The sequence below is a fragment of the Arsukibacterium perlucidum DSM 18276 genome (genome assembly GCF_000382165.1).
GTDB classification, from domain to species: Bacteria; Pseudomonadota; Gammaproteobacteria; order Enterobacterales; family Alteromonadaceae; genus Alishewanella; species Alishewanella perlucidum.
The window spans coordinates 252,584-277,629 of the sequence record NZ_KB907701.1 but is presented as its reverse complement, the minus strand read 5'-3'; the positions used below and the strand labels follow the sequence as shown (position 1 = coordinate 277,629).

The following is a 25,046-nucleotide window of genomic DNA, read 5'->3' as shown; positions in this document are numbered from 1 at the left end:
CCCAGCCTCTGCTTGTGCTTTACTAATAACCGAGCTTGATTTCCTGGCTGGCAGGTAGCTCAAAGGTCGCTCTTAATTTCCACTCGTAACTGTTATCGCTTACGTTCAGGCGCCATTTTCCAGTGGGGGTCAGCGGCAGGGTAGCAACATATAACAGCTCACCACTACGCTGAGCATCTACTGCAAAATCTTGCGCTGCCAGGGTCGGATGATAAAAGTCCAGATGAATACTGTCCTCCAGCACCGCATTTTCAGTAAATCGCACTACAGCCCTGTTGCCTGCAATTAATACCGTCGCGTTTAAGTTGCGCAAGGCTGCTTCGCGGTACTTGGCTAACTGCAAATTGATACTTCTTCCTGCCTTGTAATAATCATCAATTACCAGATCAGGCTGTTGCTGGTTCATCAGTACCACAGCATAAATAGCTCTCAGGGCAGTGACAACCGGAATGGCGATTAGGATCCAGGGCCATATTTGCTTATACCAGGGTTTAGTATCCTGCTGCATTGTTACCTCTTGCTTGATAATACTAAGCCCCTTTACGGGGCTTAGTTGGTATTAGCCTGATATTTTTTTAACCTGCAGCCAGCAATGCCTTGCTTAACGCAGGTCTTCCGGATTAGATAACCGGTAAACATAAGCTGTTAAAATATGCACTTTGTCTTCACCCAGGGTATCTTTAAAGGCTGGCATCACGCCATAGCGCCCCTGGATTAAGGTTTCTTCAATTGCGGCTGCCGTACCACCATATAACCAAATGTTATTGGTCAGGTTAGGGGCACCAAACGGCAGATTATGAGCCACACTGCCTTTGCCATCTGCACCATGGCAAGCTGCACACATACCGAACTTCGCTTTACCGGCACTGGCTAGCTGGTCGTTTACTGTCCGGCCAGATAAACTCAGAACGTAGGCAGTCATCTCTTTAATGCCTTGCTCACCCAGCGCAGCTCCCCAGCCTGGCATTGCAGCTCTGCGGCCATATAACAGCGTTTCCTTGATCTTATCCGGGCTACCACCATATAACCAATCGTTGTCGGTTAGGTTGGGGTAACCCCGCTGGCCACGGGCATCAGAACCATGGCACAAGGCGCAGTTTTGTAAAAACAAGCGCTGACCAATTTTCAGTGCATCGGCGTCATAGGCAAGGTCCAGCACATCACGGTTGGCAAACTGCTGAAATACCGGGCCATAAGTCGCTGCTGCTACTTCATTCTCAATATCCAGCTGGACAGTTTTCCCTTCAGCTTTTGCCTGTAATACAGCTGCACGTGACTCTTCCAGGTTTTTAATACCCTGATTAGAGCTGGTCCAGTTTAGAAACCCCGGCCAGTTACCTAAACCCGGATAGGCGGCGAGGTAAAACACCGACCAAATCAGGGTGCCATAGAACATATATGTCCACCATTTTGGCAGTGGATTATTTACTTCTTCCAGACCGTCTACTTCATGGCCGGTAGTTTCATCTTCCGGCACACCAACGTAGTTAGTTAGATTCCAGCGCAGTAAAATAAAGCAGCCAATTAGCACAGGTAAAGTTAAAACAATGATCCAAGCACTCCAGAAGCTACTCATGATCTGACTCCCGTTTGATTTTTTGTTCTTTAGATTCTGGTTCGTCGTCAAATACCAGGTTGGCAGCTTCGTCAAAATCTTTCTTACGTTTTTTACTGTAAGCCCAGATAACGAAAGCAACAAAGCCAACGAACAGAATCACGGTTAACACGCTATGAACTGTTGCAAATTCCATAATGATTACTTCAACGCTGTGCCCAGCGATTGCAGGTATGCAATCAGGGCTTCCATTTCAGTCTTTCCTTTTACTGCATCAACAGCGCCGGCAATGTCTTCATCGGTATAAGGCACGCCAAAACCACGGAAGATTTCAAGTTTGCGGGCGGTATGTTTACCATCCAGAATGTTGCTGTCTAACCAGGGATACCCTGGCATATTAGACTGCGGTACCACTGAGCGCGGATCCATTAAGTGGGCGTAGTGCCAGTCGTCGCTGTAACGTTCACCCACCCGTGCCAGATCTGGCCCGGTGCGCTTAGAACCCCATAAGAATGGATGTTCCCATACACTTTCGCCGGCTACTGAGTAGTGACCGTAGCGTTCAACTTCCGCCCGGAATGGGCGAATCATCTGACTATGGCAGTTAGTACAGCCTTCGCGGATAAAAATATCCCGGCCTTCCATTTGTAACGCCGTATAAGGTTTTAAACCGTCAATGGGTTGATTGGTTTCTTCCATAAACATCAGCGGGGTAATCTGTACCAGAGTACCAAAGCTGATAGCAATGACGGTAAAAATGCCCAGCAAGCCAACACTTTTCTCTATTTTTTCATGATGATTTTTCGACATGACCTGCCCCTTATGCCGTTACTGGCACAGCTTGTGCCACTTCATCTTTACTACGGACGGTTTTGTAAACGTTGTACGCCATAATCAGCATACCCGCGACTACAAAGACCCCACCAATAAAGCGCATCAGATAAAACGGCATAGAGGCTTCCAGACTTTGCACAAAGCTGTAAGTCAGGGTGCCGTCGGTGTTAACCGCGCGCCACATCATGCCCTGCATAATACCGGAGATCCACATCGCAACGATGTATAAGACTACGCCTATGGTGTGTAGCCAGAAGTGGGTATTAATCAGCTTGGTGCTGTACATACCAACTTTGTTATAAACCACCGGAATAAGATGATACATTGCACCAATTGAAATCATCGCTACCCAGCCAAGAGCTCCAGAGTGCACGTGGCCAACGGTCCAGTCGGTATAGTGTGACAATGCGTTGACCGATTTTATTGCCATCATCGGCCCTTCAAAGGTCGACATACCATAAAACGACAACGATACAATTAAGAAGCGCAGAATAGGATCGGTTTTCAGCTTATGCCAGGCACCTGATAGCGTCATAATACCGTTGATCATGCCGCCCCAGCTTGGCACAAACAGCACGATAGACATAACCATTCCTAATGACTGAGTCCAGTCAGGCAAAGCGGTGTAGTGCAAGTGGTGTGGGCCTGCCCAGATATAAAGCGCAATCAGTGCCCAGAAGTGCACAATCGACAGGCGGTATGAATACACCGGCCGGCCGGCCTGTTTCGGCACAAAGTAATACATCATGCCCAGGAAGCCCGCAGTTAACAGAAAACCAACCGCGTTATGGCCGTACCACCACTGCACCATGGCATCTACTGCACCGGCGTAAATCGAATAAGATTTAAACAGATTAAGTGGTACTACCATGCTGTTGACTATGTGCAGCGCGGCCACGGTGATTATAAAACCACCATAAAACCAGTTTGCAACATAAATGTGGCTGGTTTTGCGTTTAACTAAGGTGCCGAAGAACACAATAGCAAAGGATACCCAGACAATAGTAATCAAGATATCTATCGGCCATTCAAGTTCAGCGTACTCTTTACTCTGACTCATACCCAGCGGCAGGGTAATCGCTGCAGCAACGATAATTGTTTGCCAGCCCCAGAAGGTAAACATTGCCAGTTTTTCAGCAAATAGCCGGGTTTGACAGGTTCGCTGTACCACGTAGTAACATGTGGCAAACAAGGCACTGGTACCAAACGCAAAAATAACTGCGTTGGTGTGGAGTGGCCTTAACCGGCTGTAGGTCAGCCAGGGAATATCAAAGTTTAATGCCGGCCAGTAAAGCTGGGCTGCGAGTAATACGCCCACCACCATGCCAACAATACCCCATAAAACGGTAGTAATGGCAAAGAGGCGGACAACGCTATAGTTGTATTCAACATTTAACGGTTTGGTCTGGCTCATGTTGAGTTCCGCTGCAGTTATGCTGGTTACTAAAATCCACCTTTAGGTGGCCCTTTTTTTATAAAGTGGTCAACTAACACCAAGTTAACTTTGCTGTCGCAGCCACTGAATTTTGGGCGAAATGATACGAGTTTTGTCTTTTAAAAGATAGGTAAACTCGCCCATTTTATGACGTAGAACAAAGTCCCTGTCCAATAAATAGCCAATTGTAGCCACTATTTAGCGCTTTTGCCGAAAAGGCGATAAACTGCCGGATTTAAATTAATGAAAAGCTGCTTATGCAAAAGGTTATCTCCGTGAGTTTCTGCCTGCTGCTTTTGGCGTGTCAGCCAAAACAGCCAGATGTCAGTGTCAGGGTATTACATCAGCAATCTGATTTGTTGCTGAGTTTAAGCCCGGCATCCGCGCCGGTAGAGACGCCGCTCAGTATTATCCTGGTCAGTGAACAGCCCATCGCTACTATCAGCGCTGAGCTAACAGGTATTAGCATGTATATGGGGCTAATCCCTGTTCGTTTTGACAAACTTGGTACGCTATCGGCAAGTGGTGCAGAGCAATGGCAAGCTGAGTTTCTGTTGGGTGCCTGCAGCGATCCGGCGATGTTATGGCAACTCAACTTGACGGTACAGTATGCTGATGGCAGAAAACTTTTGATAAATGAGCAGTTTAATTCCAGTTGGTAAAAAACGTTATTTTAAAGCTTGTCAGCTGGCTAAAATTTGTTCAGTATAAGCTGGCGATACAGACAGAGGCTAACGCTAATACCACTTTGAGGTTAACAGTAATGACCAGTGATTTTGTCCGCAATATACATTTAGCAACTGCCCAGCGACTTCAGGAGCAAGGTGCTGATTTGTATGGTATTTTGGAGCACTTTGAAAGTGTGTTTATGCCTCAGGATGAGGTGCCGGAACTGCTTTGCCAATTAGGATATCCGCAACAGGATCTGAAGCAGTTTTTACACGGCCAGCTTTAAGCGGCCATTGTAGCAGCGGGCTTAGTTTTAACGCGGTAATAAGGTTTGGATAAGACACAAATCTTGCGGATGGGTTAACTCAAGCCTGGCACTTTCAACACAAACAAATTCAGTAAAGCCGTCATCTGCCATATCAGGCAAGTCACGGCTTTTTTGTTGCCACGGATTCCAGATAACGCTGGCATCATGCCCTCGCTGCTCAATAGCCAATTGGCGCTGATCATCAAACAACTGCAACTGGCTGCCGGTTTTATAGTAAATACGATCGGTTTCAGCACTAAAGTGTGCTTTGTCATCCTGACTAGCTTGCTCAGCATTGCTGATTTTATCGAAATAGTGTGCGCTTAACCCGGTTACCGTGGTTTGCTCCAGGTTTTGTACCCGGAAATAACTGTGCAGTGCTGCTTGCTGATAAAGCGGGGTATCACAGCTTAACTGCATGATTAGCTGGTTGGCACTTAATAGCAGCGTCAGTGCAAGATTAACCGGCTGTGCCTGTGCGTTAGCCGGCCATAAGGTCGCAGGTATATCGTTAACAGCAATCGTCAGGGTAACGCTGGTTGCTGCAAGGCTGCTTTGGCTGTGTCGGATCTGCCATAGCCGGTTGCGCACCAGACCATGGTTAGGCAGAGGTTGCTGCTCCGGGTTAATCTTGGCGGAGGCCGGGCCAAACCAGGGCCAGCAAACCGGCACGCCACCACGAATAGCCGCACCGTTATGCCACTGAGCGTTTGCGGACAACCACAGTAACTCGTGGCCGGGCGTTGGCTGATAAGACAATACCTGACCGCCATATAGAGATACGACGGCACTGGCTTTACCATATTGCAGCTTAAGGCAGGGTAAGTCGCTAAGCTGGGCAAAACCCGTTAGCGTGCTGATATTTTCTTGTGGCATAAACGCCCTTAAATGCCTATAAACTTGCTGAAAGCGGAGTAGGTGTTCTACTTCATCAACTCAACCACGTTATCCAGCATCCGGTTGCTAAAACCCCATTCATTGTCATACCACGACATCACTTTTACCAGCCTGCCATTAACCCGGGTTTCAGTCGCATCAAATATAGACGACATTGGGTTATGATTAAAATCAACCGACACCAGTGGCAAATCATTAACCGCCAGTACCTGATTCATCGGGCTTTGTGCTGCGGCAGCGCGAATTATATCGTTAACTTCTTCAATAGTGGTATCACGGCCGGCAATAAAGGTTAAATCAACCAACGACACATTAAGGGTAGGGACCCGCACTGCTAAACCATCAAACTTACCTTTCAGCTCGGGTACTACCAGGCCAACCGCTGCGGCAGCGCCGGTTTTAGTGGGGATCATCGACATCGCTGCCGCCCGGGCGCGGCGTACATCAGTATGATAAACATCGCTTAAGCGCTGATCATTAGTATAAGCATGAATGGTGGTCATTAAACCTGACTCAATACCCAGCGCATCAGACAACGGTTTTGCGATAGGTGCCAGACAGTTAGTAGTGCATGAAGCGTTTGAGATAATAGTCATCTCTGGGGTAATAACCTGATGATTAACACCATATACTACAGTAGCATCGACATCTTTACCGGGGGCTGAAATAATGACTTTTTTAGCGCCGGCGCTTAAATGGGCGCCCGCGGTTTTGCGATCGGTAAATAAGCCGGTACACTCTAATACGACATCTACTTTTAGTTCGTTCCATGGTAAGTCAGCCGGATTGCGGATACTTAACGTTTTAATCTGGTCGTCATTAACGTAAATGGCTTGTTCATCGTGCGAAACACTGGCAGCGAAAATGCCATGTGCTGTGTCATACTTCAGCAGGTGAGCATTAATCGCAGCGTCACCTAAATCATTAATGGCAACAATTTTAATATCGTAGTTTTTAGTGCTTTCATATAAAGCGCGTAACACATTGCGGCCAATGCGGCCAAAGCCATTAATTGCAACCCGAATAGACATAGTGACTCCAGAGTTAAAGTTAAGAGAGTTAAAGCTGAAAACGTATTCATTTATTCGTATTCAGCCAATAATATGTAGTAAAATTACATTAATGCTGGCTTTTTTCAAGTTTTAAACTGCATTAAATTGGTTTTTTGTAATTTAATAACGTAAATTAGTTTGGTGTTATTATCGTGTTTAGCAGTAAAAATATACCAACTTACTGTTTATATTGAGGAATAAATAATGGATGCCGCCCTACTGGCCGAACTGGTTGCTTTTTCCGGGATTGAAACCGACTTTAATGATGCCTGGGGTAACCCCACTCAGGTTGCTACGTCTGATCAGTTGGCTTTGCTGGCAGCTCAGGGCTTTAATATAGCAGATGATGGGGCAGCAAGGGCTGAACTGACTGAGCGGCAACTGGATTTCTGGCAGCAAATTCTCGCGCCGGTGTCAGTCCAGTTGCTGGGTGAGCCCCATACTTTTGAATTGCAGGTACCGTTAGCGCTGGCTAACAACAGTTTTGATTTTACCTTAAAAACCGAGCGAGGTATCAACCATCAGTTTAGTACTGAGCCGGTTGCGGGCGAGCTGGTGCAGGTTGCTGTAATTGGCGATGATGAGTATCAGCAGTATCAGCATAGTCTGGATTATCCGCTTGAAGCCGGCTATCACACCCTGACGTTAACCTGCAATGATACCGGTTTCAGTTTTGAACAGCGCTTAATCGTCAGTCCCGGTAAGTGTTATCAGCCAGACGAATTTGCACAACAAAAACAGTGGGGGGTATCGGTTCAACTTTACGGTTTGCGCTCAGCGCGTAACTGGGGTATCGGTGATTTCAGCGATTTAAGCACCCTGGTCGCTTATCTGGCTAAGCAGGGCGCCGATTTTGTTGGCTTAAACCCTATTCATGCGTTGTATCCGGCGATGCCGGAAGGTGCCAGCCCTTACAGCCCTTCTTCACGCCGCTGGCTTAATATTATCTATATTGATGTTAGTGCTATGCCCGGATACAACGAGTGTAGTAAGACTAACAGCCTGATAAGTACGCCCGCATTTAACACCGCTATTGCTGCGCAACGCTCGCGCGACTGGGTTGATTACAGCGGGGTATTGCAATTAAAACTGCCGGTGATGCACAGTCTGTATCAGTGGTTTGTGCAGCACTGCGGTAAAGAAGCGCATTTAGCGGCTGAGTTTGCTGAGTTTAAACAACAGGGGGGTGACAGCTTACAGCAACTGGCATTGTACGATGCATTACACGCCTTTTTAATTAAGCAGGATAGTAATCATTGGGGCTGGCCAAACTGGCCGGAGCAATATCGCGACCCGCAAAGTGACGCAGTGCAACAATTTGCGAAGGAGCATCAGCAACAACTGGATTTTTATTGCTACCTGCAATTTATTGCCCAGCAGCAACTTAAAGCCGTACAGCAGCAAGCAAAAACAGCAGGGATGTTGTTAGGTCTGTACCGGGATTTAGCGGTGGGGGTCAGTGAAGCCTCAACTGAAATCTGGGGTAATGGCGATTTATATTGCCGTGATGCCAGTGTTGGCGCACCGCCTGACCCGTTAGGTCCGGCTGGCCAGAACTGGGGCCTGCCGCCAATGCAGCCGTATCAGTTGTTTAGCCAGGCTTACCAGCCAATAATTGAGTTATTTCGCAGTAATATGCAGTACGCCGGCGCACTGCGCATCGATCATGTGATGGCCTTGCTGCGTTTGTGGTGGGTGCCAAAAACCGCAGCCAATGCTGGTGGTGGCGCTTATGTATATTATCCGATCATGGATTTGCTGGGCATTCTGGCCCTGGAAAGTCAGCGTCAGCAGGCAGTGATTATTGGTGAAGACCTTGGCACAGTGCCGGATGGTATTCGTGAGTTGTTAGCTGATTACGGCATTTATTCGTATCGGGTATTCTTTTTTGAAACGGCTGCCGATGGTGGTTATATTTCGCCGGCGCACTATCCGGTGCAGGCGATGGCAACCTTAAGTACTCACGACCTACCCACCTTAACCGGTTTTTGGCACTGCGAAGATTTAAAACTGGGTCAGCATCTGGGTTTATATATAGACCAGCAACAACTGCAGGGCTTGTATCAACAACGACATGCTAACAAGCAGCAGATCCTTGATTCTCTGCACGGCCATGGCATGTTACCAATGGATTATCCACGGACTGTTGATAGCCTGGCGATGGATCGCCCCCTGAATTATGCGATGCAGCGTCATCTGGCCGCCGGTAACAGTCAGTTATTATGCCTGCAATTGGAAGACTGGCTGGAAATGACCCAGCCGGTTAATGTACCAGGTACCAGTGATGAATATCCAAACTGGCGGCGCAAATTAAGCCAGGAAATGGAGCAGTGGACCATCGAACCACATATTCAACAGTTGCTGGCAGAGTTAACGAAAGCACGGGCCAGCTAATCCGCTGTACGGTGATAAATTAATATTATAAGGACAGATACGATGACATTAGCGCAGTTAAATCAGGCAAGTTGTGCCCATCCTTTTGCTTTACTGGGCTGGCAGGCGAACAGCTACAGTGCCAAAGGCACCGGTATGCTGCTGCGAACCTATTTGCCGCATGCGCTGACCGTTGAAGCCTTTGAATTAACAAGCGACAAAAGCCTTGGTAAGTTAACAGCACACCCTGAGTTTAGTGGCGTATTTGAGCTGGTCCTCACCCGCAAACGTAAGGCCAGTGCTTATTATTTACAAGTGAGCGATGCCCACAGTAGTTATCGTTGTATTGACCCTTATCAGTTTCGCGAGCAGGCTTTTTATGCGGTGCATCATGTGCATAGTCAGCCTGAAAACCTGTACCGCCAGCTGGGAGCTCAGGTTATCAGCCTTGCACCGGATGGTACGTCGTTAACTGCCACCCGCTTTGCGGTCTATGCACCAAACGCCAGCAGCGTTAGCCTGGTGGGTGATATGAACGGCTGGGATGGCCGTTGTCATCCGATGGAGCGCACTGATTGCGGCCATTGGGTATTAGTAATGCCAGAAGTAAGCAGCGGGGTGCGTTATAAGTTTGAGATTAAAGATAAAGATGGCCATTTATTGCCACACAAGGCCGATCCGATGGCGTTTTATGCCGAACAGTATCCGTCTCATGCTTCTCTGGTATATGACCACAACAGCTATCAGTGGCAGGACAAAAACTGGCGTGAACGACCTGCGGTAAACCCTTACCAGAGTGCGATGAGTATTTACGAGCTGCATATTGGCAGCTGGCGGCGTAAAGACGACAACCAGCCACTTAATTATGCTGAATTGGCTGAGCAGCTTATTCCCTACATGCAAGACATGGGTTATAGCCATATTGAGTTGCTGCCGCTAATGGAGCACCCGTTTGATGGCTCCTGGGGTTATCAGCCACTGGGGTTATTTGCCCCAACTTCACGCTTTGGTACACCCGATCAGTTTAAAGCCTTTGTTGATGCCTGTCATCAGGCCGGTATTGGGGTGATCCTGGATTGGGTGCCGGCTCATTTTCCGGAAGATGGCCATGGTTTAGCCCGCTTTGACGGCAGCCATTTATACGAATATGCCGACCCACGCCGTGGCTGGCATCCTGACTGGAACTCCTGCATTTATGATTATGGCAAAGACTATGTCAGGCAGTTTTTGGTGGCCAGCGCCCTGTATTGGCTGGAGCATTTTCATATCGATGGCATCCGGGTCGATGCGGTAGCCTCGATGTTGTATTGGGATTATTCCCGCAACGAAGGCGAGTGGGTGCCGAATATCGATGGCGGCAACCATAACTACGAAGCGATTAGCCTGTTTAAGTGGTTGAACAGCGAAGTGTATGGCAAGTTTCCTCAGGCGATGACCATTGCCGAAGAGTCGACTTCATTCCCACAGGTATCGCGGCCGGTTGACAGTGGCGGCCTGGGTTTTGGCTTTAAGTGGAATATGGGCTGGATGAACGACAGTCTGCGCTATATCAGTAAAGATCCGTCTTATCGTAAATATCACCACAGTGACTTAACCTTTTCAATGGTGTACGCCTACAACGAAAACTTTATTTTGCCGTTATCACATGACGAAGTGGTGCATGGTAAAGGCAGTTTAATTAATAAAATGCCCGGCGACGAATGGCAGCAGGCTGCCAATTTACGCGCCTATATCGCTTTTATGTTTGGCCACCCCGGCAAAAAGCTGAATTTTATGGGTAATGAGCTGGGCCAGAGTCGGGAGTGGAGCCACACCCAGAGCCTGGACTGGCATTTACTGGCTTTTCCAAAGCATCAGGGGATTCAGCAGCTTTATCGCGATCTGAACCACAGCTATCAACGTTGCAAGCCTTTGCATGAGCTGGATTACCAGCCGCAGGGCTTCAGTTGGCTGGATCATAACGATTCAGAGCACAGCACCCTTAGTTTTATCCGCCGTGATAGTGCGGGCAACGCCATTTATGTTGTGGCCAATTTTACCCCGGTACCGCGTGATAATTTTATGCTGGGAGTAGAGCAAGCCGGTCAATATGAGGTTATTGTTAATACCGACAGTGAATATTATTGGGGTGGTAATTATGCCGTGGGCAGCAATTTATGCTCTGAGCAGCCTGGCTGTCATGGTAAGGCCCAGGCTATCCGCTTAAATCTGCCACCGCTGGCTTGTTTATACCTGAGGAAAAAGGACAATGCGTAATGAGCAACAGCAGCGTTAATACTGTGCCTTTACTGAAAACGAGCCATGGCGAAAGTCATCCGTTGGGGCCGAGCAAAGTAGCCGAAAACTGCTGGAATTTTGCGGTGTTCGCGCCCGACGCTACCGGCCTGGTGTTATGTTTATATCAACCCGATACCGAAGAGGAACTGGCTGAGCTGGCTTTTACTGCCCGCACCGGCAGTGTCTGGCATTTACAAGTCAGCGATATTAGCGACGGCACGTTATATGCGTTGAAAGCTGATGGCCTGAGTGCTGGTAGTGCAGGGTTCCGCTTTGATAAAGAGCGGGTGCTAATCGACCCATACAGTCGCAAACTAAACCGGGCTCAGGTATGGCAAAGTGAGCCGTATCAGCAAAAAAGCCATCTGGCGCTAGCCAAAGGTGTGCTGGATCCAGCTGCTTATAACTGGCAACCAGCAGCCTTTGACTGGCAAAAGAGTACTAAACCAAAAATTGCTCGTGAAAGAACGGTGATTTATGAGGCCCATGTTAAGGGCCTTACCATGCTGCATCCCGACGTGCCCGAAGCGTTGCGTGGTACCTATTTAGGCCTGTGTCATGCCAGTATTATCAGCCACTTAAAGCAGCTTGGGATCACCACAGTACAACTGTTACCTGTGGCTGCATTTATGGCTGAGCCCAGGTTAACCGGTCTTGGCCTGACTAATTACTGGGGTTATAACCCGGTCAATTTTTTTGCACCTGACCCGCGTTATCAGCTGGACGATGCCGTTGCCGAATTTAAGCAAATGGTTCGTACCTTGCACCAGCATGGCATCGAGGTGATCCTGGACGTAGTGTTTAACCATAGTGCAGAAGCGGGCGATGATGGCCCGGTGCTAAGCTTTCGCGGCCTGGCCGACCGCCATTATTATTTATTTCACAGTCACGCCGATATGATCGACTACCAGAATTATTGCAATTTCACCGGTTGTGGTAATACCTTAAATATTGCCAACCCGGCTACCCAGCAACTGGTAATGGATGCGCTACGCTACTGGGTTACTGAGATGCAGGTTGATGGTTTCCGTTTTGATTTGGCGGTTACTCTGGGGCGCGAACACAAACGCTTTAACCCTTATGCCAGTTTTTTTCAGATCATTGCCCAGGATCCAGTGTTGTCACAGGCCAAATTGATTGCTGAACCCTGGGATGTTGGTCCTTTTGGCTATCATTTAGGGCAATTTCCGGCTAATTGGTCTGAACTTAATGACAAGTGCCGTGATACCTTCCGGGCTTTCTGGCGCGGCGATAAAGGCGTGCTGGCCGATTTTGCCACCCGCTTACTGGGCTCACGCGATATTTTTCAAAAGCATCATAAACCAGCCAGTTGCAGTGTTAACTTTCTGACTTATCACGATGGCTTTACCCTGGAAGATTTAGTCAGCTATAGCGATAAACATAACTGGCAAAATGGTGAGCAAAACCGCGATGGTCATGGCCATAATTTGAGCTGCAATCATGGGGTGGAGGGGCCAAGCAGCGACCCGGTTATTCTGGCCCGTCGTTATCAGCATAAACGTAATCTGGCTGCCACCTTGCTGTTAAGCCAGGGTATGATCCACTGGCTGGGTGGAGATGAACTAAGCCATACCCAGGGCGGCAATAACAATGCTTATTGCCAGGATAACCCGATAAGCTGGCTTAACTGGCAGCTTGATGGGCAGCAGCAAAAGTTTGTGCAGTTTGTGCGCCAGCTGCTGGAACTGCGGAAACAACTAAGCTGCTTGCAGCAAATATCTCTGCTGGACGACCATTATCAGCTGCATGGCGATAAACATCAGGTATGCTGGTTTTTAGCCGATGGCACCGAAAAGCAGCAACAAGACTGGCATGACCCGGACCGGGCGCTCTGTATTTTCAGGATCACTAACCGTCACAGCGGCAAGGCATTATTGTTTGTGTTTAATGCTGCCGGGCAGTCGGTGGCGTTAACCTTGCCGGCGAGGCGGGAGGGAGCAGGCTGGCAACGGTTGTTTGATACGGCCCATAACGATGGTCTGGCCAGCGAAAAAACCAGTATTCATCAGGACTATTTGCAGGCGGCGCACAGTGTCTCGGTTTGGCAGTGAACTACATGATATTTACAGTGTAAGCCTGGTTGCAGGTTTATTGCTGCTTTTACCGTGTTTTTGCAGTAGAATGCCCGCCATTTTCCGAGCCTGTTGTTGGCTTAGTAACACTAAGTAAAGGATCGTCAGATGACAGATACAGCGCCAATTTGTGACATCGGTTTCGTTGGAGCCGGGGTAATGGGCAAAAACCTCATTTTGAACCTCGCCGACAATGGCTACCGGGTAGCTGCCTTCGATTTAGACCATCAGAAACTGGAAGCTGTGTTAGCGCAGGATAAAGCCGAACGGGGTGACAAGCCAGCGCGGGTTATTGGCTGTAGCTCATACACTGAACTGTTATCGCGCTTATCCGCGCCACACTTAATTGTATTGTCGGTACCAGCCGGTAAGCCAGTAGATGATATCTGTCATAAGCTAATCGACGCCGGCATTCAGGCTGACGATATTATTGTCGATACCGGTAATAGTTTATGGACCGATACTGTGGCGCGGGAAAAACAGTACGAAGGTAAGTTTATTTTCTTCTCTACTGCCGTATCCGGCGGGGAAGTGGGCGCCCGTTTTGGCCCGTCGTTAATGCCAAGTGGCGACCCCTACGCCTGGACCCGGATTAAGCCGCTGTGGCAGGCCATTGCTGCTAAAGTAGATCCTGTTACCGGAAAACCGATAGAGCGGTTTGAGCCCGGTAACCCGGTTACCGAAGGCGAGCCTTGTGCCACTTATATTGGCCCCAGTGGCTCGGGCCATTATGTAAAAATGGTGCACAACGGTATTGAATATGCCGATATGCAGCTGATTTGCGAAGTGTATCAGGTAATGCGGGATATTCTTGGTATGACATCTGCTGCTATTGCTGAGGTTTTTAAGCAGTGGAACGAAGGCCCGCTTAACAGTTATTTAATTGGTATCAGCGCTGAGGTGCTGGCCACCAAAGACTCGGAAACCGGCCTGCCGCTGGTTGACGTTATTATGGATAAAGCCGGCCAGAAAGGCACTGGCTTGTGGACTGCCGTCAGCAGCCTGCAACTGGGTAGCCCGTCGCCAACTATTGCTGAAGCGGTTTACGCCCGGTCGCTATCGGCCCTGAAGCATGAGCGGGTTAAAGCCGCAACGGTATTAGCCGGCCCGGCCCAGAATTTAATTTCAGCTGAGCAAAAAGATGAAATTATTCAGGCGCTGCATGATGCGTTGTATTGCGCTAAAATTTGCGTGTACGCTCAGGGTTTCCACTTGATGAAAACGGCTGCCGATGAACATGGCTGGCAGCTTAACTTTGCCGAAATAGCCAAAATCTGGCGGGCCGGTTGTATTATCCGCGCAGTGTTTTTGCAATCAATAACCGATGCTTTTGAGCGCAATGATGAGCTGGAAAACCTGCTGCTAGACCCATTCTTTGCCAAACAAATCTCTGTTTATCAGCAAAACTGGCGCAAGGCGGTGGCCAATGCCACTTTATCAGGTATTCCGGTAGCGGCGTTAAGCTCAGCACTGAGTTATTATGACTCTTACCGTACCGCGGTATTACCCGCTAATTTACTGCAGGGCCAGCGCGATTATTTTGGTGCTCACACCTTTGAGCGCACCGATAAAGCCAAAGGTAAAATGTTTCATGTGGATTGGAGTAACCCAGCCCGGCCAATGGTGAAAATAAAATGACCACAGCACATAATATTGAAAAAATAGGTACCCCGGGCACGGCCAGCAGCACCAAGGTGTTGTTATTAGGCGCCGGTGAGCTGGGTAAAGAGCTGTGTATTGAGCTAAAACGTTACGGCTGTGAAGTAATAGCGGTAGACCGTTACCCGAATGCGCCGGCAATGCAGGTGGCCGATAAAGCGGTGGTGATGTCAATGCTGGATAACGCCGCGCTGCGTCAGCTGGTAATAAGCGAGAAGCCAGCACTCATTGTACCTGAGCTGGAAGCCATTGCTACTTCTGTACTTATTGAGCTGGAAGACTGTGGCTTTAATGTGGTACCGAGTGCTAAAGCCGTTAACCTGACTATGAACCGGGAAGGTATTCGCCGCGTGGCAGCTGAAGAGCTTGGCCTGGCAACCTCACCTTTTCAGTTTGCCAATGATAAAGACAGTTTTATTGCCGCGGTAAACGTCATTGGCTACCCCTGTGTGGTTAAGCCCATTATGTCTTCCAGCGGCAAGGGCCAGAGTGTGCTGAGCAGTGCGGCTGATCTCGACGCTGCCTGGCTATATGCCCAGGAAGGTGGTCGTGCCGGCAAGGGGCGGGTAATAGTGGAAGGTTTTATCGACTTTGACTATGAAATAACCTTGTTAACGGTAAATTCGCTGACCGGTATTCAATATTGTGCACCTATCGGCCATCGCCAGGAAAAGGGCGATTACCGCGAAAGCTGGCAGCCCCAGGCAATGAGTGACAGTGCACTGACAGAAGCTAAACGCTACGCCAAAGCTGTGGTAGAGGCGTTAGGTGGCCGCGGATTATTCGGAGTTGAGCTGTTTATTAAAGGCGACAAAGTGTATTTCTCCGAAGTATCGCCCAGGCCACATGATACTGGCATGGTAACCCTTATTTCCCAGCAGTTAAGTGAATTTGCACTACACGCCCGGGCAATTTTAGGCTTGCCCATTCCTTATATTAAGCAATATGGTCCGGCTGCCTCGGCGGTGTTGTTAGTACCCGGCCACAGCGCTGATATTCAATACCAGGGCCTGGCTCAGGCACTTAGCGAGCCGGATACCGAACTGCGTATTTTTGGCAAGCCGGAAGTACAGGGCGAGCGGCGGATGGGCGTAGCGCTGGCACTAAGCGACACGGTAGAAGCCGCTACCGATAAAGCTCTAAAGGTAATCAGCCAGTTGAAGGTAACGCTTAAATAAGGCTGAGCGCTGAATCATCGAACGTTGAAAAACCACCTGCGGGTGGTTTTTTATTTGGCCTGCCACAGCCAGCTTTATCTGCTAAAGTGAATGCAGTTAAATTGCAGCATAACGACTAAAAACAGGCATTTATGAGTAGCACTACACCTTTGGCACCGAAGCGGGAGATTTTTGGCTGGTCGATGTTCGACTTTGCTAATCAGGCCTATACCTTACTGATTATTACTGTGATTTATGGTGATTTATTTACCCGGGTAATTGTAGGCGATGCACCTGATTACCGCTTGGGTAATTTGCTGTGGAGTATTTCGCTGGCCATCAGCTATTTAATGGTGGTGGTGGCTAACCCGGTTTGTGGTGCGGTTATGGATTACTCTGCCAGCCGCAAGCGCTTCTTATTCTTTAGCTATTTACTCACCGTTTTTGCCACCGCTATGCTGTACTTTGTTGAGCCCGGCTGGCTTTGGCCGGCGATGTTGCTGATCATTATTTCAAACTTTGCCTATGCCATCGGCGAGGGCTTTATTGCCAGTTTTCTAACAGACCTTGGGCCACGCAAAGCACTGGGCTGGATTTCCGGCCTGGGCTGGAGTCTGGGCTATATTGGCGGGCTGGTTGCCACTGCCTTTGCCTTGTTATTTTTAGGCGAGGTATCAAAGGATAATTATCAAACCATTCGCTGGGTCGGGCCTTTTGCCGCAGGCTTCTTTTTGCTGGCAGCCATTCCTACCTTTGTCTGGCTGCGCGAGCGCGGGGTAAAGCGTCTGTTGCCTGCCGGTCAGAGCATGCTCAATATGGCGTTTATACGGTTAAACACCACCTGGCGGGCGATGCATCAGTTTCGGGATTTACGGACGTTGTTAATCTCGATATTTTTTGCGATGGCCGGTATTTATATCATTATTGCTTTCTCGTTTATTTATGGCGCACAGGTTATTGGCTGGGATGAGCAGGTACGGGTGTTGATGTTTGTCACAGTGCAAATTACCGCGGCAATAGGTGCTATTGGTTTTGGCTTTTTACAAAGCCGGATTGGTGCCAAGGTTACCTATATTATGACCTTAAGCCTATGGTTGTTGGCCATTCTGGCTATCTGGCAAACGCCATTCATCGCCGAATTATGCCGCCAGTGGTTTGGGGTGAACTGGCAGGCGCAGTATGTATTTTTAGTGGCCGGGGTGCTGGCCGGTGCCAGTTTAGGCTCATCGCAGTCGGCGGCGCGTGCTTTGGTTGGGGTGCTAACCCCACTGGGGAAATCGGCTGAGTTTTTTGGTTTCTGGGGTATGGCCACTAAACTGGCTGCAGTATTTGGCATGCTGGGTTTAGGTTTGTTGCAATGGGCCTTTGGTCTGGCCGATGCCATTATTTTCTGTTTAGTGTTATTTACGCTGGCAATTGTCGCGGTGCTGCCAGTGCAGGAAGCAAGGGGGAGCGCGGTAGCAGATAGCTGGCGTGAGGCCGACTAATCTAAGCTCTGTCTTGAACACCGAGCAGGCGCAGTGGTTGATCGCTAAATAGCCAGTCAACGCCGCGGGCAGCTTCACGATTCATAATGTCGGGATGATTAACCTGGCCGGTACCCAGCAATTTTCCAGCTTGTTTTAATTGGTGAATAGTTGAGTTACCAAGCAGGGCAAAAGAGCCGGCCACAGCGCCATGCCCCAGGGCATGATTCTGGCGGATAATCTCTTTGGTATTGGTTAACGCTACATCCATCAGCGCTGCAGCCGGCAAATGCCGAAACCCTTCCAGATGCTCAGGCTCAAGACTCAGCAGGTGATAATCTGCACCAGGCTCCAGCCCTGCTAATAATGTGGTGAGCTTTGGTTGCAGCTGCCGCCGTTGCCGCCACGATTCTTTTAGTTCTATCATCAGATGTAATTGCTTACCATAACGGGCAATGACTTCCTGTAAGTGCGGAATTTGCGGTAACTCGCGGCGCAGTGTGGCAAAGGGGATGTTAGCAATGTCGAGATCGGGCCGCTTAAATAGCCGGCCGCAGGACGGATCATGATGCACCACCGGCTCGCCGTCCCGGGTCAGCCTGACATCCAGCTCTATACCCCAGATGTTGTGTTTCAGACAACGATCGAAGGCAGCCAGGGTATTCTCCGGAGCCGGGCTGTTGCGGCCTGCGATATAAGCACCGCGATGCGCCACCAGTTTTAAATGGGCAGGGTTGGCCGGTGTCCGGCAAGCCGGGCTAAGCCGCCATAACTGGTTAGCCAGATTGTTCAGATAGTGAGTCCAGTCGGGCACGGCTTTTGTCCTGTTGCTGTCTCGCAAAATAGTAGCAGTTTGTACTGCGGTTATGAAACAAATTGTTCACTTTATGCCAGAGATCCACTAGCATCAAGCGCGGTTTAATCAGCCGAACATAACAGGATGTAACAACATGAATAATAAACATCAACGTCTTAAAGCGATTGAAAAAGAGTTAGTGGTTGCCGGTATTCTTGATGTTCCGGGCACCTTGCTGTTTGCTGCGGGGGTGTACGCTACCTTTACGCCTGAAGGTGAGGCGTTTTTACCTGTGTTAAATAACCCAACAGTGGTTACCGGTTGTCTGGTATTGGGTGGGGGCATGATGGCGTGGGGCGGTTATAAATTGTTTACGCTGCTGCGTGAGAAGGCTCAATTGTTAAAAATGCCCGGTTGAAAAACAAAATATAAGTTCGCAAGGAAGAAGTAATGAAGTACTTCAGATGGTTAATAACTAAGTATCCGCACTTAGCAAACGAACATGACGTTAAAGTTCAAAATTACATAAAACAAGCGAAAGACGATACTAAAAAAGTGCGGTTGATAAGCAGCTTACTCGCTGTAATATTGGCGGCCTTGTTGGGCTACGCCATTGGTTATCTGCTTGGACGTTATAGCAGTTTTGATGCAAATGAACGTTTTGCTGTAATTTTACTGAACGCCGCCATCTTGATTTTTCTGTCAAACAAGGTTGAGCAGCATTTAATAAAGCAGCGCTTAGTAAAGCTCCTGGCAAGTTAGCTGTAATCAGTTTTACAGAGGTAGCCTTACTCAGGCTTGGTATGGTTTGAACTTTAGGTTTTATTTTGAAACTATTAACATTTATTTTGGTGACACTATCTTTCAGTCTCGGCGCTGCGCAAAGTCAGTTTATTGATGTAAATGAATTTGAGCTGGAGTATGAAATTACCGGCAGTGGTAAGCACACTGTGTTATTTGAAGCCGGCGGTAGTTCAGCGATGACTGATTGGGAGCCGGTATTTGCACCGATCGCCGAGCAGGCAAAGGTTATCCGTTACTCCCGTGTCGGCAATGGTAATTCAACCCAGGTTAAGCGTCATTTTACCTCGCTCGATTATGCAGACTACACTAATGAGTTGCTGAAAAAGCTACAAATAACAGAGCCGGTTATTCTGGTGGCACATTCTTATGGTGGCAGTGTGGCGCGTGATTTCGCCGCTGCTTACCCGGATAAAATAAAAGCCTTGTTGTTGCTGGACCCGTCATCTGAGCATGATGTTGATATATTGCGCGCCATTGACCTTGAGCAGGGCAACCGTGAGATAGCTCAGATTAAAATGGATGACATGAAAGCGGGCATGTCCAACCAGTATCTGGACTTTTGGAGTAAGCGGCCCTTACCTGATTATCCGCAGATTAAAGCGATGCCGGTTACAGTGATAGTTTCGGTCAAAAAAGTAGACAACCCAACCAATTTATTTTTTACCGACCAGGGCCGCGAGCTTTGGGGAGAGCTTTGGCAAAACTGGGCCACAGCCTTTCCGCAAGGACGTGCAGTGTTAACGGATAAAAGCGGCCACTTTATCCAGTTTGATGAGCCACAATTGGTTCTGCAAGAACTAAAAAGACTGATGACGCAGCTGGACCAGCAAGATACACATTAAATTAAAGCAAAATTTTTACAGGCCTCGGAGGGGAAATGCACTTTGGGAATATTAGAAACTATCTGCGTTATACACTAATTTGTTGTAGCAGTTTGGTGTTATTGCCGACGCTAAATGCAGCACCAGCTGCCCTTCAGCAGTGGCAACAGCAAGCAGTGGCCGACGGTTTTGATGGTCAGGTATTGGTTATGATGGCGGATGAAATATTGCTGCTGCAAGCCTTTGGTACGGCAGACTATGAGGCCGGTCGCGCTTTTACTACTGATACAGTATTTGATATTGGTTCGTTGACTAAACAGTTTACCGCTGCTGCCATATTAAAACTCCAGGAACAAGGCAAACTGAAGTTAAGCGATACTCTGGGCCAGTTCTTCCCGGAAGCTGCCAAAGATCAAAAGGCTATTACGTTACATCAGCTGCTTACTCACACCTCAGGTCTGGTCAATAACTTATCCGGTGGCGATTACAGCAAAGTCAGCCGCACGACTTTTACCAAGCGATTGTTTCGTTCACAACTTGATTCGTCGCCCGGCACTGCTTTTTCGTACTCTAATGCAGGTTATGCGGTGTTGGGATTAGTTATTGAGCGGGTATCCGGCCAGAGCTATGAGCAGTATCTGCAGCAGCATTTATTGAAGCCGGCTGGATTACAGCATACCGGTTACCGTATTCCTGACTGGTCTGGTTTACCTTTGGCGACTGGGTATGAGCTAAAACGGGATAGTATTTTTGGTGGCCAAGCTGACGGCAGTAGCAAGCGCTGGGGCACGCCACTGGAGAAATCCTGGGACAAAGATGGCCCATGGTGGAATTTACATGCCAATGGCGGCTTTTTATCAACCTTGGCCGATCTTAAGCGCTGGCAGCAGGCGCTACAAAACGCAGTAGTATTAAGCGAGGCGTCAATTTCATTGTTATTTACGCCTCATGTTGCGACGTCTCGCGAAGGTGTTTTTTACAGTTATGGCTGGATTGTAGAACCTGCCAATTCCGCTGGTAAAGTAATACGTCATGGAGGCAGTAATGGCATTTTTACCACCGATTTTCGCTATTACGCCAATATGCAATTACTGATTATTTTTATGACTAACAACGACAGTAAGTTTATTCCAACTTATCGGGATACTCTAGTTGAGGCTGCGCTCTCTTTCGTCACTAATGAGGAGTAACAATGTACCAGGGTGGGTGTTTATGTGGTGAAGTCGCTATTGAAATTAACGGGGCTATCGATAGCATAATTCATTGCCATTGTTCGCTGTGCCGCAAGTCCAGCGGTACCGCTTTTGCTACCAATGGCTTTGTGCAAACAGCTGATTTTAAAATTTTAAAAGGGGCGGCCCGGTTAAGTCAATTTGCTTTTAAACCAGGCTGTGTTCGCCATTTTTGCAGCAACTGTGGCTCTCCGGTGTATAGCAGTAATGCAGACGATCCTGCGCGGATCAGAATAAGACTAGGTATTGTTAATTCGGATATCAGTGAACGGCCGCTATCGCATAACTTTTACAGTTCTAAAGCTAACTGGGAAGATTTAGACGCTAACTTGCCGCGTTACGATAGTTTTGAGCCGGGGCGTAATTAGTAGATAAACACAATGTATTTTTTACCGAAATATCGCTGTTTTATATCAGGCGTCGACAGCAGCCGGTTAGGTAATGTGAGTGAATCCAGTTGCTAAATATCATTTGCTATTTACATTTTGATACCAAAAAACCAAATTAGCTTAATCGAATTATGCTAACGTTTTAGCAATAAACTATGCTAAACAGGAGTTCGTTATGGCTATTGATACCAGTGGTGTAAAAATTGAAGACCGGCCGTTTGATCAGGTACGCCAGGAAGCCATAGATCAGCTGATTATGAATTACAGCCACGGCATTATATCGGCAGAGGCTTTCGAGCGACGGTTGGATGTGGCGTCTGATGCGAAAAACGTTCAGGAACTGATTGATGTAGTGGCAGATTTAACTTTGCAGCCAGATAGCCAGTATCAACAACAGCGCGAGCGTAGCTTCTCGCCACGCTATCAGGCAGGTAACGATACCCGCAACGAAAAAATTATTTGTGTCCTGTCATCAAACCAGCATAGTGGCCAGTGGTTAGTGCCAGCTGAAATACGAATTGTTAGCGTGCTAGGCTCGGTAGAGCTGGATTTTTCGGAAGCTATTTTTCAACACCAGCACATTGTTATCCGGGTAAATAACTGGATTGGCAGCCTGACCATTCTGGTGCCGGAGCAGGTTAATGTGGTATCAAATATGTTCAATATTATTGGTAGCACCGATAACAGGGCACCCTGTATGGGTGACCGCCAGGCCCCGCAAATTGTGATTGAAGGTTATTCAATTCTTGGCTCGCTGGATGTGAAACTGAAAAAAACTATGAAAGAAAAATTCAGTGCCTTTGCTGATCAGTGCCGGGCAGTTTTTGGTTTTAATAAGCCATAAGTAACCAGTTTGAGTATAGTGCTCTGTTTAAAGGATGAATGAGTTGTTATTTCCGGCATTGGAAACTTTGCGGCTAAGAGCTTTTTAGAACAACAGCTATTTTTTGATGCTATCTGGTCTAACGTTCTGTTTTAGTTGGTAACAGAGTTCATTTTTATTTCATAGCACGACTTTTCAGACTACATCTGTGCAAAAAAGTAACCCCGATATTAAACCGGGGTTACTAACTTTATAAGCCAGTCAAAAGCCGGCTGATTCAATGTTATATTACAGACTGAACCTAAAACCGATATAGGCGGTGCGCTCAGGTGCGGGTTCAATACCATCTGTTCTAACCCGGCTATAATAATTTTCATCCAACAGATTGTTGATGCCGGCATATAATGACCACTGCACCGATAAAGCATACTCAGCACTAAAATCCAGCACTTCATAAGAAGGGATCTTGGCATCAATGGTTGCTGAATCGGAACCACGTGGTAAATTAGAGTCTTGCCAGTATTGATCGCTAACCATGGTCAGACTTAATGATGCGGTTAAGCCATTGCCTGCATACATTAAACCACTACGTAGCAGATAATCCGGGGCAAAAGATACGGTGTTACCGACCAGGCTGCTGTTAACGCTGCGCATAATTTCAGCATCTAACCAGGAGCCGTTAGCAAAAGCGCTTAAATTATGACCTGCTGCCAGCTCAAAATCATATTGCAGGCTTAGTTCCAGTCCCTGATGCCGTGAATCACCACTGTTAACACGCTCAATGTCTGCGATATTAACCTGAATTTGTTCAATTTTATCATTAAAGTCAATACGGAACAGGCTGACATCAACCGCAAATTGCTCGGTAACCTGGCTGCGGTAGCCTAGTTCATAGTTCATCGCTTTTGATACTGAAGGGTCATTGCTGCCCGCCAACTCAGAGGTCGGATTAATCACATCGTCAAACCGCTGCGGCCGGTAAGACTCAGAAATATTGGCATAGATTTCTGCTGTACCAGACAGCTTATAGCCAGCACCTAAGCCGAACAATACTTCATTATAAGTGCGTTCAAAATCAATAGCATCGCGGTTCAGTCCAGGGCTTTTTGTCAGTTCAACCATGTCGTAATTAATACGCTCATAGCGCATGGCCGGAGCCAGAGTGACGTTACCGAAATGGAATAAATTTTCGATAAACAGCGCTGTATAGGTTATGACACGATCTTGTTCAAAACGTAAATCAGCCGTATTTTGGTTATCAGAGCGAATGTCACTGCTACGATGTTGTGTCCGGGGACTGTCACCACGATAGCCTGAGCTGCCCGCGGTTAAGATATGATTGTCAGCCCAGGCCAGGCTGTAACGAAGATCATAACCCAGATTACGGAATTGCTGCTCGTCAATGCTGGTTGAAACAGGCTCTGACGCAGGTGCTATAAAGGCGGCGGAACGGCGGCTAAAGCGATCCATCCCCAGATACCAGATTTTGCCATTAAGGCTGGAAGACGCATCCAGTTGTTGCTCATAAGTTACACTGGCCAGGGTTTGATCAATTTTCACCCGGTTAAATGGTGTTTTGACGAGATCGCGATTTGCCGCAAATTCTGCGGAGGTTAAACGGCCCGCTTCACCTGAATCAGAGCTATAAACATCCAGGTTGGCGCCAATTTTAATATCTTTAAAGCCTTCATAGCTCAGCCCCAGATAGCCTGAACTAACATCAAAGTCTTCATTATTGCGGGGACCATCGGCACTGCGATGCTCAAACGACGCCAGAAAACCGGTGTTACCTTGTGCCCAACGTGCTTCGTTGTATGTGCTGTATAAAGAGTCGCTACCCACGGCCTGCTCGGTCATAATGCTTGTTTCAGCCTGAGCTGAAGGGCTACGCGTTACAAAGTTCACAACGGGGCCAATTTGTGGTCCATATAATAAGCCAGAGCCACCACGGATAAATTCTACCCGCTCAATTCGCTGCCCACCTGGCATATAGTACATGGTGGGATAGCCAAACATGTTCGCCCCCAGCGGCACATTGTCTTGATAAAAGGCAACAAACTCAGATTCATGTGGATTGCCTAATCCACGGTAATTGACATTGTAAATACTGGGAATTTTTTGTTCTGATACAAACAAGCCCGGCAAGGTAGCAAACATTGTGCGTAAGTTCGGTTCAACCAACGCAGGCTGCTCAGTTAAATCGACAACTGATGTTTTTTTGCCGGCAAATATACGCCCCTGAATTAACTCAGGCATCACGTCGGCACTATCTGTTAGCGCCTCACCACGTATTTCTAATACTTCAACCTGAGGTTCTTCTGCCTGCTGAGCTTTCGCTTCAATCGCGAGCAAGCCTAATGCTATAGCGACAGTTTGGGCAATTTTTGTTTTTTGCATGTTGATACTC

At 48.0% G+C, this 25,046-nt stretch carries 23 protein-coding genes; 14 read left to right on the top strand and 9 right to left on the bottom strand.

Annotated elements, in window-relative coordinates; translation table 11 throughout:
* Positions 1–22: 22 nt before the first annotated feature.
* The 5 genes from H141_RS0101320 to ccoN form a co-directional block, all read right to left on the bottom strand.
* Positions 23–508, bottom strand: a complete 486-nt coding sequence (locus tag H141_RS0101320; protein ID WP_019674435.1) for a FixH family protein — start codon at positions 506–508, stop codon at positions 23–25.
* Between the two features lie 93 nt (positions 509–601).
* Positions 602–1,576 carry a cytochrome-c oxidase, cbb3-type subunit III gene (gene ccoP / locus H141_RS0101315; RefSeq protein WP_019674434.1) on the bottom strand — a complete coding sequence of 325 codons (975 nt, stop codon included), beginning with the start codon at positions 1,574–1,576 and terminating at the stop codon, positions 602–604.
* Entirely contained in the window at positions 1,569–1,751 is a 183-nt protein-coding gene (locus tag H141_RS0101310; RefSeq protein ID WP_019674433.1) for a cbb3-type cytochrome oxidase subunit 3, read from the bottom strand. Before H141_RS0101310 ends, ccoP begins: the two co-directional genes overlap by 8 nt.
* 5 nt (positions 1,752–1,756) lie before the next feature.
* On the bottom strand, positions 1,757–2,365 hold the full coding sequence (ccoO, locus tag H141_RS0101305; RefSeq protein WP_019674432.1) for a cytochrome-c oxidase, cbb3-type subunit II: 609 nt from the start codon (positions 2,363–2,365) through the stop codon (positions 1,757–1,759).
* A gap of 10 nt (positions 2,366–2,375) precedes the next feature.
* Positions 2,376–3,803: a cytochrome-c oxidase, cbb3-type subunit I gene (ccoN, locus tag H141_RS0101300; RefSeq protein ID WP_019674431.1), complete on the bottom strand. Its 1,428-nt coding sequence runs from the start codon at positions 3,801–3,803 to the stop codon at positions 2,376–2,378.
* A 296-nt stretch (positions 3,804–4,099) separates the two neighbouring features.
* Here ccoN and H141_RS0101295 point away from each other — a divergent pair, with 296 nt between their 5' ends.
* Together H141_RS0101295 and H141_RS0101290 are read left to right on the top strand one after the other, a co-directional pair.
* On the top strand, positions 4,100–4,486 hold the full coding sequence (locus tag H141_RS0101295; RefSeq protein ID WP_051090352.1) for a hypothetical protein: 387 nt from the start codon (positions 4,100–4,102) through the stop codon (positions 4,484–4,486).
* A gap of 101 nt (positions 4,487–4,587) precedes the next feature.
* The gene (locus H141_RS0101290; protein ID WP_026349151.1) at positions 4,588–4,779 is read left to right on the top strand and encodes a hypothetical protein; all 192 of its coding nucleotides are present in this window, start codon (positions 4,588–4,590) and stop codon (positions 4,777–4,779) included.
* 27 nt (positions 4,780–4,806) lie between these two features.
* Here the strand turns inward: H141_RS0101290 and H141_RS0101285 are convergent, their stop codons facing one another.
* Both H141_RS0101285 and gap read right to left on the bottom strand, forming a co-directional pair.
* Positions 4,807–5,676, bottom strand: a complete 870-nt coding sequence (locus tag H141_RS0101285; RefSeq protein ID WP_019674428.1) for a D-hexose-6-phosphate mutarotase — start codon at positions 5,674–5,676, stop codon at positions 4,807–4,809.
* A gap of 47 nt (positions 5,677–5,723) precedes the next feature.
* The gene (gene gap, locus H141_RS0101280) at positions 5,724–6,728 is read right to left on the bottom strand and encodes a type I glyceraldehyde-3-phosphate dehydrogenase (protein WP_019674427.1); all 1,005 of its coding nucleotides are present in this window, start codon (positions 6,726–6,728) and stop codon (positions 5,724–5,726) included.
* Between the two features lie 225 nt (positions 6,729–6,953).
* Here gap and malQ point away from each other — a divergent pair, with 225 nt between their 5' ends.
* From malQ to H141_RS0101250, 6 genes are all read left to right on the top strand, one after another.
* On the top strand, positions 6,954–9,143 hold the full coding sequence (gene malQ / locus H141_RS0101275; RefSeq protein WP_019674426.1) for a 4-alpha-glucanotransferase: 2,190 nt from the start codon (positions 6,954–6,956) through the stop codon (positions 9,141–9,143).
* Positions 9,144–9,185: 42 nt separating this feature from the next.
* The gene (glgB, locus tag H141_RS0101270) at positions 9,186–11,378 is read left to right on the top strand and encodes a 1,4-alpha-glucan branching protein GlgB (RefSeq protein ID WP_019674425.1); all 2,193 of its coding nucleotides are present in this window, start codon (positions 9,186–9,188) and stop codon (positions 11,376–11,378) included.
* Entirely contained in the window at positions 11,378–13,471 is a 2,094-nt protein-coding gene (gene glgX / locus H141_RS0101265) for a glycogen debranching protein GlgX (protein WP_019674424.1), read from the top strand. The genes glgB and glgX overlap by 1 nt, the downstream gene beginning before the upstream one ends.
* A gap of 129 nt (positions 13,472–13,600) precedes the next feature.
* Entirely contained in the window at positions 13,601–15,130 is a 1,530-nt protein-coding gene (gene gndA, locus H141_RS0101260) for an NADP-dependent phosphogluconate dehydrogenase (RefSeq protein ID WP_019674423.1), read from the top strand.
* Positions 15,127–16,329, top strand: a complete 1,203-nt coding sequence (gene purT, locus H141_RS0101255) for a formate-dependent phosphoribosylglycinamide formyltransferase (protein WP_019674422.1) — start codon at positions 15,127–15,129, stop codon at positions 16,327–16,329. The genes gndA and purT overlap by 4 nt, the downstream gene beginning before the upstream one ends.
* A gap of 131 nt (positions 16,330–16,460) precedes the next feature.
* Positions 16,461–17,795 (top strand): MFS transporter, encoded by a 1,335-nt coding sequence (locus H141_RS0101250; protein WP_019674421.1) that lies wholly within the window; start codon positions 16,461–16,463, stop codon positions 17,793–17,795.
* A 1-nt stretch (position 17,796) separates the two neighbouring features.
* Here H141_RS0101250 and H141_RS19660 read toward each other — a convergent pair whose 3' ends face one another.
* Positions 17,797–18,588 (bottom strand): glycerophosphodiester phosphodiesterase, encoded by a 792-nt coding sequence (locus H141_RS19660; protein WP_019674420.1) that lies wholly within the window; start codon positions 18,586–18,588, stop codon positions 17,797–17,799.
* A gap of 136 nt (positions 18,589–18,724) precedes the next feature.
* Between H141_RS19660 and H141_RS0101240 the strand changes: the two genes are divergently transcribed.
* The 6 genes from H141_RS0101240 to H141_RS0101215 all read left to right on the top strand — a co-directional run bounded on the left by H141_RS0101240 (position 18,725) and on the right by H141_RS0101215 (position 22,660).
* Positions 18,725–18,988 carry a hypothetical protein gene (locus H141_RS0101240; RefSeq protein WP_019674419.1) on the top strand — a complete coding sequence of 88 codons (264 nt, stop codon included), beginning with the start codon at positions 18,725–18,727 and terminating at the stop codon, positions 18,986–18,988.
* 32 nt (positions 18,989–19,020) lie between these two features.
* Positions 19,021–19,332, top strand: a complete 312-nt coding sequence (locus H141_RS0101235; protein WP_019674418.1) for a hypothetical protein — start codon at positions 19,021–19,023, stop codon at positions 19,330–19,332.
* Positions 19,333–19,397: 65 nt separating this feature from the next.
* Complete coding sequence (locus H141_RS0101230; RefSeq protein WP_019674417.1) at positions 19,398–20,216, top strand: alpha/beta fold hydrolase; 819 nt, start codon at positions 19,398–19,400, stop codon at positions 20,214–20,216.
* A 95-nt stretch (positions 20,217–20,311) separates the two neighbouring features.
* Positions 20,312–21,385, top strand: coding sequence for a serine hydrolase domain-containing protein (locus H141_RS0101225; RefSeq protein WP_240473073.1), 1,074 nt, complete (start codon positions 20,312–20,314; stop codon positions 21,383–21,385).
* Positions 21,386–21,387: 2 nt separating this feature from the next.
* Positions 21,388–21,795 (top strand): GFA family protein, encoded by a 408-nt coding sequence (locus H141_RS0101220; RefSeq protein ID WP_019674415.1) that lies wholly within the window; start codon positions 21,388–21,390, stop codon positions 21,793–21,795.
* Positions 21,796–21,991: 196 nt separating this feature from the next.
* Positions 21,992–22,660, top strand: coding sequence for a LiaF domain-containing protein (locus tag H141_RS0101215; RefSeq protein ID WP_019674414.1), 669 nt, complete (start codon positions 21,992–21,994; stop codon positions 22,658–22,660).
* Positions 22,661–22,927: 267 nt separating this feature from the next.
* Here H141_RS0101215 and H141_RS0101210 read toward each other — a convergent pair whose 3' ends face one another.
* Positions 22,928–25,036 (bottom strand): TonB-dependent receptor family protein, encoded by a 2,109-nt coding sequence (locus tag H141_RS0101210; protein ID WP_019674413.1) that lies wholly within the window; start codon positions 25,034–25,036, stop codon positions 22,928–22,930.
* Between the last annotated feature and the right edge of the window lie 10 nt (positions 25,037–25,046).